This is a genomic window from Marinobacter sp. DY40_1A1, assembly GCF_016597815.1.
Taxonomy (GTDB): domain Bacteria; phylum Pseudomonadota; class Gammaproteobacteria; order Pseudomonadales; family Oleiphilaceae; genus Marinobacter; species Marinobacter xiaoshiensis.
This window is the reverse complement of record NZ_VCHA01000001.1, coordinates 492,361-504,677: the sequence shown is the minus strand read 5'-3', so window position 1 is coordinate 504,677 and position 12,317 is coordinate 492,361. Positions and strand designations below refer to the sequence as shown.

Below are 12,317 nucleotides of genomic sequence, written 5' to 3'. Positions count from 1 at the left end.
TCACTAGTCAGCAAACGCACTCTCCCTAATAAAGTTATAGAATGACGGCAACACCTTACTACCCGGCCTCGGCGAACCAGCTCCAAGCCAAACAAGTACACTTCCATCTGGAGTAACGACAATTACTGAACTAGCTCCAGGCAAATTACCACCGTGAATGTACAGCGGAATGTCTTTATCATTCGGTTGGTATCGGTATACGCCATAACCATAGCACTCCTGAATATTGGCAGAGTTGCACCCACTACTCATATCACCATTCAGGATGGTAATCGGCCCAATACTAAGAGATGCACTCACTAGTTTTGCCAAATCTAGAGCATTACCTGAAAGGCCTGCAGAGGAAGAAAGTGCCTGAAAGTCGAAGGCTTTATAATAGTTCACACCATAAAATTCCTCGTGACGAAAATCGTAAGAAACTTCATCAAGCATATAAGGCCCATCAATAAACTCTAATGTTGTGTTATTCATCTCGAAAGAATCGCGAATGTAGTCCCTATACGTTTTCCCACTAACCTTTTCTATAGCAAGTCCCAGCAAACAGTAACCAAGATTAGAGTATGCCTCCATTTCACCCGGATTATAAAGCAGACTAGTGTCCGATAGTTTTTCGGGACTTGAAGGGCACCACGGCTTTATGTTCCTAAGAAACATGACATCCTGCGTGCGCTCGCGATCCCAACCTGCTCTATGAGATAGCAAGTGCTCAATGGTTATATTACCCACTCTCGGATCTTTGAGGGTTTGCCTTAACTCAAGAATGTCAACTATTGTGTCATCCAGCGATACCTTATTCTGGTTTATGAGGTTCAAAACCGCGATCGCAGTGACCGTTTTGGTGGTACTGGCAAAACGGAAACGCACCTTTGCATCTAATGATTCATCGCCCCAGATTTTGTCTTTCCAACCACTCTCACAGTGGTGTTGATCGCCACCAGGCCCTATATAAGCCAACTGACTAGCAGCTGCGCCCATATTTAGGGAGGCATAGCGTTGAATCTTCGACATCCACTCCGGCGCGCCAACACTACACTTGACTTTCCACTGAACGACTGGCGCCTGAAGATAGTATAACAAGCGGGAAGGGCCCATTGGGTTTGTGATTACCAAATGGGACACCACAGCCAACACTGAAACTAATACTATTATGGCGACCAAGTCTTTAAAACAAGATTTCTTTTTCACCGCTACAATCACCTGACCTGAAAACTCACCCACGGTATTTTTCCGATCTCGAAATATTTCTCCATTTCGGCTTGATTAGATATTCGAGGCTCATGATCTGACACAATTATAACTCGTGTTCCGCTCATATTAGGGCTACTTACAACTTTGGCCACACTTTTAAAGAACTGATTCTGCAGCTTAAGATTCCTGCATACTTCAGTATCAGAGTCCACTCCTATCTCTTCACAGTGCAACACGCCAACGGAAAGATCTCGCAAATCATAGGAATGATGTGTATTAAGCGTTAACCAATAGCCGAAAATCTTATTATCAGAAGCGTAGGTGCTGGTCACATAATTTGCCAGATCGACATCACACGCTCCTGGAAATGAGTAGCACCTGTTAGGCCAAATATAGCTCTCAAGGAATGTCAAATTCTCAAAACCTATATCCGGATACCATTTTGCCCGATCGTACATTAAGCCAGCCGCGCCATGAAATGAATGCGTTTCATACCCTAACTCTCTTAATCGATTTGGCATGCAGTCCTTCAGCTTTTCCTCGTGCCCCTTAAAGCTAAAGTGTAGTAAATCTTTTTGACAAAGCTCTCGAATCTCGCCCTTCACAGTCATGCCGTTAAAAGTCAACTCCCCCTGCTCCCAATCAAATATCTCTTCAGTGGACTCCAGCAGTGGAGAAAGGACAGCAGACTGGATACGTTGACTAGTAACTCCCCAAGACTCATTAACAATAAGAAGCACTTTATCCTCAAGATTTAAAATATCATCAAACCAAGGCTTTGTAGCGCTAGGCAAAGTAACTCCAGAGAAAATATCCCCTTCAACATATAATGAGTCAACAAAACCCGTCCGCCGGCTATCAAACCCAAATACAACTTGGCTAGACACGATCGAACGCGCCTTACTATGCCAGACCTGACTCGCTCTCTCGGATCCAAAAATAGCACTGACAGCATAAGCAAATATGAACAAGTTTGCGCAAGCTAGGAACTCAAGCCTTTTCCTATCAGAATTCCGAAACAGGAACAAAAAAACAAAAACAATAAGGATAAAACACAAAAAAATGGCACCAACCTTATACCCTGAGGGTGCCACCCCTATAAATTTGGCCATATATGGCATATCTGAGAAGCGTAAGATGGGAAATATTTGGCCCATCAAAGCAAGGACGTCAAAGAAAAACGCAAAAACCAGTGCAATCGCGCCCGCTAAACGTTGATTTGCAAGAATGATTAGCATCACTAGCGCATAATCAACATTAATATATGGCCGCTCAAGGCTATACATATTTGCGAAAATATACATCGCAGCATTTGGCAGTACAATCAGCAGTATAGCCCAAATAAATTGAGGCCAACTCCATGACTCGTTAGATTTTCTAAGCATCATCGCTACCATCTACTACGCACAAGACGCATATTTTGTTTAAAAGGCATGTCACAAAAAAGCCCCTAAAAAGGGGCTTTAACAACATTAGTCCATAAAATCAATTATGATGAGCTTGAGCAACCTGCAGGACGGTACTTAACTTCAACATCAGTTGAGCATGTCCAAGAGCCAGTATCATCGCGATTCCACTGCAGCGTATCGCCACTAATTGCTGAGGACGCATTTCCACCGAAGGTAGCTGTCAGGTTCGCAGTGTTGTTGGCTGAGTCAATGGTAGCATCCAAGCCAGCGTTCGCGCCGCCCTGCAAATCCCTTACACCAAGAAGATTGCTATTACTCCAACCAAACTCACAATCAGTCTCTGAGATTCCGTTCATCATGCAGTTTTCCACCGCTGTACGAATAGAGCCAGTCTCACTCATCACGCGGGAAACCTGTGAACGAGCGATGTAATCCTGATACTGAGGAATAGCGATTGCAGCCAAAATACCAATGATCGCAACAACGATCATCAGTTCGATCAGCGTGAAACCCTTCTGGGCGTGATTGATTTTCATGTTCTTCATATTCGACCTCTGCATTTGTCGTTAAGAAACTCTACATGGCCCGGGGCCGGTGGAGCTTTGCCCCGCAACCGGTTTTTTGAGCCTGAGAGATTCAAAGCACTCGCCGTGCCAACTCACCACTGAAGAAGGTCAGGCTATTATAATCAACCACCTAGAGATCATACACCTCTATAAAGCGACACGTCATCGCGACAACCAGAGAGCCGCTCCCTGTCATTCGCTGACAATATTTGTCACTCGCCCTCTATTCTCGTTTCCACCTGTACTCAGAAACCCAACTCGAATTACCAACCCAGATTCGACAGCACACCTTTCCAAACCCAGAACAGCCATCTAAACTCTCTGCACTCGATGAAAATTCCTTTTCAATCACTTAGGCGGCATTCTTTACTCAGTTTATGGCTACTAACAAAAGCAACATCACCCTCACCGGACTGGCCCGGCGTTTTGTGGAAGACGGTCTTCTTGACGAGGCAACCGCCAAGGATGCCTTTGTACAGGCTTCGCAAAACCGCATCCCACTAATCACCTACCTCACCCAGAACAAACTGGCGGATAGCGCCAAGCTCGCATTCTCCGCCGCCATGGAGTTCGGTGTTTCTGTTCTGGATCTTTCATCCTTTCTCCCTGAAATGATGCCGGACGGTGTGGTTGACGAGAAGCTAATACGGAAGCACAACGCGCTTCCCCTTTACAAACGAGGTAATCGCCTCTTTATTGCAGTGTCTGACCCCACCAATATCCAAGCTCTAGACGAAATAAAGTTCAATACTGGCCTGAGTACAGATGCAATCCTGGTGGATGACGCAAAGCTACGGGAGGCCATTGACAAATATCTGGACTCCCAAGACACATCTATGGGAGACCTGGATGACGCAGACCTTGAGGGCGTGGAAACCGAGGGCGGCGAGCAGGAAGACGATGGCGCAGTTACTGCCAGCGATGTCGATGACGCGCCCATCGTTAAGTATGTAAACAAGATGCTGCTGGACGCCATCCGTGGTGGCGCATCCGATGTTCACTTTGAGCCTTATGAGAAGACCTACCGGGTTCGTTATAGAACCGATGGCATTTTGAAAGAGGTGTCCCGCCCTTCCATTAAGCTGGCCCCAAAAATTTCTGCTCGCGTAAAGATCATGGCGCAGCTGGACATCTCAGAGCGACGCGTTCCTCAGGATGGCCGCATCAAGATGAAGCTATCCAAAACCAAGGCGATAGATTTCCGGGTGAACACCCTGCCTACGCTTTGGGGCGAAAAAATAGTGTTGCGGATTCTGGACCCCAGCCAGGCGAAGCTAGGCATTGATGTTCTTGGTTACGAGGACGACCAGAAGCAACTGTTTATGGATGCACTATCGCAACCACAAGGGATGATATTGGTCACAGGGCCAACAGGCTCCGGCAAAACTGTATCCCTCTACACCGGCCTGAACATACTCAACACACCAGATATCAATATCTCAACAGCAGAGGACCCCGCTGAGATCAACTTGGAAGGCATTAACCAGGTAAACGTGAACACCCGTGTTGGCCTGGGCTTTGCTGAGGCGCTGCGAGCATTCCTGCGCCAGGATCCCGACGTAATCATGGTAGGTGAGATCCGGGATCTTGAAACTGCCAACATTGCAATCAAGGCTGCACAAACAGGACACCTGGTTCTTTCTACCTTGCATACCAACAGTGCTGCGGAAACGCTCACACGAATGATGAACATGGGCGTACCCGCTTTTAACATTGCAACGTCGGTCAGCCTGATAATTGCCCAGCGGCTCGGCAGGCGGCTGTGCAGTACCTGCAAACAGCCTGGAGAAGTACCTAAAGACCTGCTTTTGACCGAAGGGTTCACAGAGGAACAAATTGATACAGGCTTCACGTTGTACCACCCAAAAGGCTGTGATAAATGCACTAATGGATATAAAGGCCGCGTCGGTATTTATGAGGTGGTCAAGGTAACTGAGAAGTTGGCCAGCATGATTATGGAAGAGGCCAGCTCCATTAAAATTGCAAAGCAGGCAGAGGCTGAAGGCTTCCGAAATTTACGCCAGTCCGCACTTAGAAAGGTGATTGAGGGCGTGACGAGTCTTGAGGAAGCCAACCGCGTGACGAAGGATTAAGCATGTCAGAAAAATCGCAAAAACTGGAATCGTATGTCTGGGAAGGCAAAGATCGGAAGGGCAACAAATCCAAGGGTGAGCTTGCCGGTTCCAGCTTGGCTTTGGTTAAAGCCCAACTCCGTAAACAGGGTATCATTCCAGATAAAGTAAAGAAGAAGCCAAAGCCTTTGTTTGGTGGCAGCAAGAAAATCACACCTTTCGATATCGCTATGCTTACTCGTCAACTCGCGACGATGATGAAGGCAGGTGTACCCTTGGTGCAAAGCTTCGATATAGTTGCTGATGGACTTGAGAACAAGGGCCTGCAGGAACTGGTAATGTCTATTCGAAATGACATTTCTTCCGGCACCAGTTTCGCCGCGTCCCTTCGCAAGCACCCCAAACACTTCGATAATCTCTACTGCAACTTGGTGGACTCTGGGGAGAAGGCCGGTGCGCTTGAGGCAATGTTGGACCGTATTGCTCTTTATCTTGAAAAAACAGAACTTCTCAAGAAGAAAGTTAAAAAAGCAATGACCTACCCGATAGCAGTTGTTACCGTCGCAATTATTGTTACGGCCATTCTTCTGGTGAAAGTCGTTCCTCAATTTGAAAGCCTGTTCCAGGGTTTCGGAGCTGAACTACCCGTATTTACACAGATGGTAGTGAGGTTATCGGAATGGATGCAGTCTTGGTGGTTTGTGGTGCTTTTGGGAATAGTAGGCACTATCTTTCTATTCAAGGAAGCCAAGAGCCGGTCGCAGAAATTCTCGGATATTGTAGACAAATACATTCTGAAGCTTCCGGTGGTTGGAGAGATTCTTGATAAATCAGCAGTGGCCAAATTCGGCCGGGTTTTGTCTACCACATTTGCGGCGGGCGTTCCGCTTGTAGATGCACTGGATTCGGTGGCCGGAGCCACGGGCAATGCGATTTACCGGGATGCGATTCAGCGCATAAAGGCTGATGTTTCTAGTGGTACTCAATTGCAGGCTTCCATGAGGCAGCAGGATGTATTTCCTGTTATGGCTGTGCAGTTAACGGCTATTGGCGAAGAGTCCGGTAACCTGGACGAGATGCTAGAGAAGGTTGCCGTGCACTATGAGGCCGTAGTTGATGACATGGTGGACAACCTGACTGCGCTGATGGAGCCGATGATTATGGCTGTGCTGGGTGTGCTGGTGGGTGGTTTGATTATTGCCATGTACCTGCCAATATTTCAGATGGGGCAGGTTGTGGGTTAAGGCCCTTATCCGATACGTCGGACCACCCCGGCCCTCTCCCGCAAAGGGAGAGGGGAGCAATACAAACAAACTTGAGCAATGGAATGGCTACACTTGATATATTTCTCTCAACCCCTTGGCTCCTTTACCTAACCGTTACACTCGTCTCCCTCTGCATCGGCAGCTTCCTTAACGTGGTCATCCTGCGCCTGCCAAAAATGATGCAGCAGGAATGGCGCTGTCAGTGCGAGGCGTTTTTGGAGTTGCCGGAGGGCGAGCGCAAGCAGGAAGAGCCGGTAACACTCTCCCGCCCTGCCTCCACCTGCCCTTCCTGCGGGCACAGGATTCGTGCCTGGGAGAACATCCCCGTTATCAGCTACCTGCTTCTTGGCGGCAAGTGCAGTGGGTGTAAAACCCACATTTCAGCCCGTTACCCGATCATAGAAGCGGTTACGGCGTTGTTTTCGGTGATCACGGTAGTGATCGGCGGCCCTTCGGAATCAACCTTGTTGGCGCTCCTGCTGGTTTGGGCGCTGATTGCTCTTACCGTGATCGATTTCGACACCCAGCTATTACCAGACAGCATTACCCTGCCCTTGATGTGGCTCGGGCTGATGTTGAGTTATTTCGGGTATCTGGGCGATTTTAACAGCGCATTTCTTGGGGCGGTTGTTGGTTATCTTTCGTTGTGGTCTGTGTATTGGTTGTTCAAGTTGGCAACCGGCAAGGAAGGCATGGGCCACGGGGATTTCAAGCTGCTAGCAGCTCTGGGTGCTTGGCTGGGGTGGGAGCTGCTACCGGCAGTCATTCTGCTGTCGTCAGCTGTTGGTGCTGTAGTAGGCATCAGTTTGATGGTCTTTAAAGAACACGGGCGCGAAGTACCGATTCCGTTTGGCCCATACCTTGCCGCGGCAGGCCTGTTGTGTTTGTGGTTTGGCACTGAGATTCAGCAATTCTGGTATCAATTGCTGGGGGTTTAACGAGCTTGACTGATCGCATGGTTATTTTAGGGTTAACAGGTGGTATTGGCTCCGGCAAATCCACAGTTGCGCGGCAGTTTGGAAACCTGGGCGTACACTGGGTGGATGCAGATGATGTGGCACGGGAAGTGGTTGAACCGGGAACCCCCGCGCTGGCGGCAATCGCCGATCACTTCGGGGAAGATATTCTCACCGATGATGGGGCTTTGGACCGGGCACGCCTTCGGCACATTGTGTTCGAGCAGCCCGAGCAGCGCATCTGGCTGGAAAACCTGCTACACCCGACTATTCGTGAAGAGCTGATTCACCAACTCAACAACCCGCAGAACTACAGTCTGCCCTATGTTCTGCTGGTGTCGCCCTTACTGCTGGAAACCGACCAGCATCAACTGGTGGAGCAGGTACTGGTAGTGGATGTACCGGTAGAGGTTCAGATAGAGCGCACCATGGGGCGGGACACCAATTCCCGACAGCAAGTGGAGCGCATTATTGCCGCTCAGATGCCACGTGAACAGCGGCTTGCCCGCGCAGATGCAGTAATTGATAATAACCAGCCTTTAAACAGCATTGCAGCCGAGGTTCGGGCATTACATGAGTCGTTCATGGTGGACTTTGGTTGAATGCCGCGGCTTGGTATTTACTTGGTTATTCGCCACGCAAACCGTCCTGTACAGCACAAGCGCAAGTGGTATCGAAGATACGCTTGAAGCGCACGAGCACCCCATTACAGATATCCTGTCGTCGGAAAAGCTACCTCTGTCTTTTTACACATTTAATTCGGATGAGCGCTGGGCTGAGCCGCTGGATTCCTACTGGCTGGATTTCAGCAACTTTATTTTACGCCAGGAACGCCTTCAGAGCCCCAAAGTTCAGGCTTTTGGGCAGTGGGCAGACCGAACCCTTTCCGGTGAACCCAGCAGGTTGCCTTTAAACGACAGCTACTTGCGCATTGGCATTGCCACCGAATCTGAATATGGCAATGTGTTTCAGTTTGAGCCAGAAGTTCGGTTCCGGTTGGATGTTCCGACCACCAAGCGCAAACTGCGCCTTGTCATCGAAAGCGAAAGCGATGAACTTATTCCACTCGAAGAGCGCCAGCGCGACCGCCAGCTCACAGCAACAGAACGCACCTCAGGCACCAGCACAGGGGCCCTTCGGTATTTGTCCCAGATTGGGGAATCCATCAACCTGTCAAACGATGTGGGTGTGCGGCTACGCTTCCCGCCTGATGCATTCTGGCGAGCAACGGCAGAGAAATATTGGCAGGCGGGTGACGAATGGGGGCTAAGGGCCCAGCAGCGGTTTTACTATTACCATCAGGATGGCTGGGGCGCTCGCTCCTGGCTTGGTGCGAGTCGGAATTTAGGCATGGGGTGGCGGTTCTGGTCATCCTCTGAGCTGGAGTGGGTTCACAGCGACCGTAAATTTGTAGCCGGCCAAACATTCAGTACCAGCAAACGGATCAACAGCCGCTCAATACTGACTCCGCGGGTAGGCGTACTTGGCGAGAGCCAGCCAAACTGGCGCACGACCTCCGCCTTTGCCGATCTCACCTGGCGCTACCGACTCCACAGCGACTGGCTGTTTGCAGATCTCATCCCCGCGCTAACCTTTCCGCGGGAGAAGAACTTTAAAGATCAAGGCTCCATTCTTTTCCGGGTGGAAATGTACTTTACCGGCAGCATCAATCCAGACTTCATGAACTAGGCCCTATGCCCAGACACCACGCCATACCCGCCCAAGATGCACTGGCACTCACCCCTGTTGCCATCACTCGCTCCTGCTTCAAAGACAAATTCGGTGTCCCCCGTCAGCCGGGGCTGACGCGATACGCCAGAGCTGACCTGATTATCCAGGCGCCCTATGACCGAGAAGATGCCTTCCGGGGCCTGGAGACCGCCAGCCATCTTTGGCTTATCTTTCAGTTTCACGAAGCCGTGCGTGCAGAGTGGCGACCCGTAGTTCGACCCCCTCGCCTGGGTGGTAACCGAAAGGTGGGGGTATTTGCCAGTCGCTCGCCTTTCCGGCCAAACAGTCTGGGGCTCTCGGTAGTGCGTAACGAGGGGTTAGTGCACAAGGATGGCCGATTGGCGCTGCAGATAAGTGACCACGACCTGATTGAAGGCACGCCAATTCTGGATATAAAGCCATACCTGCCCTTTGCCGACTCGGTTCCGGAAGCCGGCCTCGGCTGGGCTGAAACAGCACCCACTGAGCAACTGGACGTTATATTCCTGCCAGAGGCGGAAAAACAGTTGGCGAGCCTGTCGGCAGAGCAGTATCCGGACCTGAAACTGCTGATTAACGATGTGGTTAGCTACGACCCTCGCCCCTCTTTTCGCCGAGGCCGCGATGAGGAGCGTATTTACGGTGCGCACCTCTATGATCTGAACGTTCGATTCCGGTTTGTGAATGCCAATTCATGGAAGCGTGTCGAAGTGCTGACTGTCTGTTAAACTTCTGCACATAATTTTGTAGTCGACACAGGGAATTTGTGCCTTGCCTTCAAAACGGTTTTTCACGCGCATGGGTATTCGGCCGCTCGCAATGCGGCTGCTCGTGTATGTGTTGCTGTTCAGCTTTGTTATTTCTCTGGTTGCTACCGGCGCACAAATGATTGGTGAGTTTGAGCGCCGAAAATCAGACCTGCAAGAAACGCAAAAGCGGGCCGCAGGTCTGGTCTCCGGGGGCATGAGCAACAATATCTGGCTGATGAACTTCAGCGAGGTTGCCAACAGCCTGGACGATATGCGGGCGGTGGAAGCAATTCACTACGCCAGGGTTGTGACCTCTACCGGAGAGCAGTTCACCACCGGCAGCTATCCTGAGGGCCGGGTAATTTCACAAACTTTCCCTCTGGTCTTTAACCGCTCTACCTACCGGGGTTCGGAAGACATGGGCACCCTGACCATCACTTCGTCCGTCGAACAGGTCTATTCAGAGCTTCGAAACAGCGCCCTGATAAATCTGCTGTTTCAATCGATCGTGGTGATGCTGGGCACCCTTGGACTGATGGTGATCGTTCGTCTTACGCTTTCCCGCCATTTGGAAACCATGGCGGACTACGCAGCGCGGCTTAATCTGGATGCATTAGTAGACCCCCTGCACCTCAAACGCAAAGCACGCAGGAACCCGGATGAACTGTCGGAGCTCGAATTCGCATTGAACAAGATGCGTCTGCAAATTCTGGAAGATACCCGCTCACTCCGGCAATCCACCATCCAGTCTCAGAGTGAGCGAGATGAAGCAATTCGGGCCAACCGGGCAAAAAACCAGTTTCTGGCCAATGTAAGCCATGAACTGCGAACGCCTCTGCAATCGGTGCTTGGCTACGCCAACCTGCTTACCGATACACCGCTCGATCCGGATCAACGAGAATACGTTCAAACCCTGCTCAGTGCCTCAGAAGGCCTCTCATCCATCATCAACGACCTTCTGGACATCTCCAGTATGGAAGCTCAGAAACTGGAGCTTGAAGACATTCCTTTTGATCTTCGGGAAACTCTGAACGACCTGGTGCACATGCTTGGCGAACGCGCCCGGGAGAAGGGGCTGGCCCTGGAATTGCGCATTGATGAAGAGCTGCCCTGGGCTCTGCGCGGCGACCCGGCGCGCATTCGGCAAGTGCTGTTAAATCTGGTATCCAACGCCATCAAGTTTACAGATTCAGGCCATGTGCTGATCAGCATTGAGGTTCTTGGTCGTCGAGAAGACAAGGTTCGCTTGCGTCTGGCAGTGGAAGATACCGGCATCGGCATCAACCCGGAAGATCTTCCACTGGTCTACGAACCCTATGTTCAGCTTGGCCAGCGATTCCAGCGCCAACTGCCAGGTGCCGGGTTGGGACTGACAATTTGCCGCCAACTTGTCACTTTAATGGAAGGCTCTCTGGATGTGGAAAGCCGACCTGGTGAAGGCTCTACTTTCTGGGTTGAACTGTCCCTTCCTACCGCTCCCGAAAGCACGTCCAGGGTGCGCCCGGATGCACGCATGGTTAAGGGGAAGCGGGTGCTGGTGGCGGACTCCTATGAGCTGTCCCGCAAGATCACGCTTGAGATGCTATCGCGCCACGAGGTCCACATCGAGGCTGTAAAATCTGCTGGGGAAGCCCTGACTTCATTGCGTTTGGCATTCGATAGCCAGGAGCCTTTTGATGCCATTATTCTGGATGGCTTTTTGCCAGACATGGACAGCGATTTGTTATGCCGGCAAATTCGAGGCAATGCGCTCTGGTCTGACATGCGCCTTCTCATTCTGTCCTCAAACCCTCAACGGGGAGATGCCGAACACTTCCGGCAGGCCGGGGCGGATGCATTTCTCAGTAAATCCTTAAGAGAGTCCTGCCTCACACCAATTCTTAACCAGATTTTTGAGGATTCTGCCAAGGATGAGCGGCCCTTCCTCACCCGTTTTTCCCTGCAGGCTAACGGCGACACTGAAAAACGCCGTGAGCTTTGGTCCCGCAGCATGAAGGTTCTGCTCGTAGAGGATAACCCGGTCAACCGCACGCTGACCCGCAGGCTTCTGGAGAAATTAGGCTGCGATGTAATGACAGCCAACGATGGCGAAGCAGCATCCAGCCTTTGGCAGTGGCATCCATTCGATCTCATTTTCATGGATTGCATAATGCCTAATGTCGACGGTTTTGAAGCCACCCGGCGCCTGCGAGTATGGGAGACGACCCATAAACGCAGTCGTGTGCCAGTAGTGGCACTCACTGCCAGCGCAATGGAAGAAGATGAGGAGCGTTGCCGCCGTGCAGGCATGGATTCTTTTGTTGCAAAGCCTGTCAACATTGAAATGTTGCGGGCAGTACTGGAACAATATGCCCATGGGGCCCCTCAAAAGGCCCCTGTGTAACGCGCAAGCATTTAATAAG

10 protein-coding genes are annotated in these 12,317 nt (G+C 50.7%); 7 read left to right on the top strand and 3 right to left on the bottom strand.

From position 1 onward, the window contains the following. Positions 1–3 precede the first annotated feature (3 nt). The 3 genes from FFI61_RS02340 to FFI61_RS02330 form a co-directional block, all read right to left on the bottom strand. The gene (locus FFI61_RS02340; RefSeq protein WP_200369120.1) at positions 4–1,218 is read right to left on the bottom strand and encodes a serine hydrolase domain-containing protein; all 1,215 of its coding nucleotides are present in this window, start codon (positions 1,216–1,218) and stop codon (positions 4–6) included. Next, positions 1,194–2,573 carry a sulfatase-like hydrolase/transferase gene (locus FFI61_RS02335; protein WP_227714555.1) on the bottom strand — a complete coding sequence of 460 codons (1,380 nt, stop codon included), beginning with the start codon at positions 2,571–2,573 and terminating at the stop codon, positions 1,194–1,196. Before FFI61_RS02335 ends, FFI61_RS02340 begins: the two co-directional genes overlap by 25 nt. 104 nt (positions 2,574–2,677) lie before the next feature. Beyond that, complete coding sequence (locus tag FFI61_RS02330; protein WP_227714651.1) at positions 2,678–3,133, bottom strand: pilin; 456 nt, start codon at positions 3,131–3,133, stop codon at positions 2,678–2,680. Positions 3,134–3,540: 407 nt separating this feature from the next. Between FFI61_RS02330 and pilB the strand changes: the two genes are divergently transcribed. The 7 genes from pilB (at position 3,541) to FFI61_RS02295 (ending at position 12,298) form a co-directional block, all read left to right on the top strand. Next, a complete protein-coding gene (gene pilB, locus FFI61_RS02325) occupies positions 3,541–5,256 on the top strand; it encodes a type IV-A pilus assembly ATPase PilB (RefSeq protein ID WP_200369117.1) in 1,716 nt (571 codons plus the stop codon). 2 nt (positions 5,257–5,258) lie between these two features. Continuing rightward, the gene (locus tag FFI61_RS02320; protein ID WP_200369116.1) at positions 5,259–6,479 is read left to right on the top strand and encodes a type II secretion system F family protein; all 1,221 of its coding nucleotides are present in this window, start codon (positions 5,259–5,261) and stop codon (positions 6,477–6,479) included. An 83-nt stretch (positions 6,480–6,562) separates the two neighbouring features. Then, positions 6,563–7,438, top strand: a complete 876-nt coding sequence (locus FFI61_RS02315; protein WP_200369115.1) for a prepilin peptidase — start codon at positions 6,563–6,565, stop codon at positions 7,436–7,438. A 17-nt stretch (positions 7,439–7,455) separates the two neighbouring features. Beyond that, a complete protein-coding gene (coaE, locus tag FFI61_RS02310) occupies positions 7,456–8,058 on the top strand; it encodes a dephospho-CoA kinase (protein ID WP_200369591.1) in 603 nt (200 codons plus the stop codon). Further along, a complete protein-coding gene (locus tag FFI61_RS02305; protein ID WP_227714554.1) occupies positions 8,030–9,145 on the top strand; it encodes a hypothetical protein in 1,116 nt (371 codons plus the stop codon). The genes coaE and FFI61_RS02305 overlap by 29 nt, the downstream gene beginning before the upstream one ends. Before the next feature lie 5 nt (positions 9,146–9,150). After that, positions 9,151–9,894, top strand: coding sequence for a tRNA (N6-threonylcarbamoyladenosine(37)-N6)-methyltransferase TrmO (gene tsaA / locus FFI61_RS02300; RefSeq protein WP_200369114.1), 744 nt, complete (start codon positions 9,151–9,153; stop codon positions 9,892–9,894). Between the two features lie 43 nt (positions 9,895–9,937). Then, positions 9,938–12,298 (top strand): response regulator, encoded by a 2,361-nt coding sequence (locus FFI61_RS02295; RefSeq protein WP_200369113.1) that lies wholly within the window; start codon positions 9,938–9,940, stop codon positions 12,296–12,298. Positions 12,299–12,317: the final 19 nt, after the last annotated feature.

What these genes read in the sequence shown, in the direction of transcription:
- FFI61_RS02335 (WP_227714555.1), bottom strand. Translation starts at nt 2,573, where the DNA reads ATGCTTAGAAAATCTAACGAGTCATGGAGTTGGCCTCAATTTATTTGG.
- FFI61_RS02330 (WP_227714651.1), bottom strand. Translation starts at nt 3,133, where the DNA reads ATGAAAATCAATCACGCCCAGAAGGGTTTCACGCTGATCGAACTGATG.
- pilB (WP_200369117.1), top strand. Translation starts at nt 3,541, where the DNA reads ATGGCTACTAACAAAAGCAACATCACCCTCACCGGACTGGCCCGGCGT.
- FFI61_RS02320 (WP_200369116.1), top strand. Translation starts at nt 5,259, where the DNA reads ATGTCAGAAAAATCGCAAAAACTGGAATCGTATGTCTGGGAAGGCAAA.
- FFI61_RS02315 (WP_200369115.1), top strand. Translation starts at nt 6,563, where the DNA reads ATGGCTACACTTGATATATTTCTCTCAACCCCTTGGCTCCTTTACCTA.
- coaE (WP_200369591.1), top strand. Translation starts at nt 7,456, where the DNA reads ATGGTTATTTTAGGGTTAACAGGTGGTATTGGCTCCGGCAAATCCACA.
- FFI61_RS02305 (WP_227714554.1), top strand. Translation starts at nt 8,030, where the DNA reads ATGAGTCGTTCATGGTGGACTTTGGTTGAATGCCGCGGCTTGGTATTT.
- tsaA (WP_200369114.1), top strand. Translation starts at nt 9,151, where the DNA reads ATGCCCAGACACCACGCCATACCCGCCCAAGATGCACTGGCACTCACC.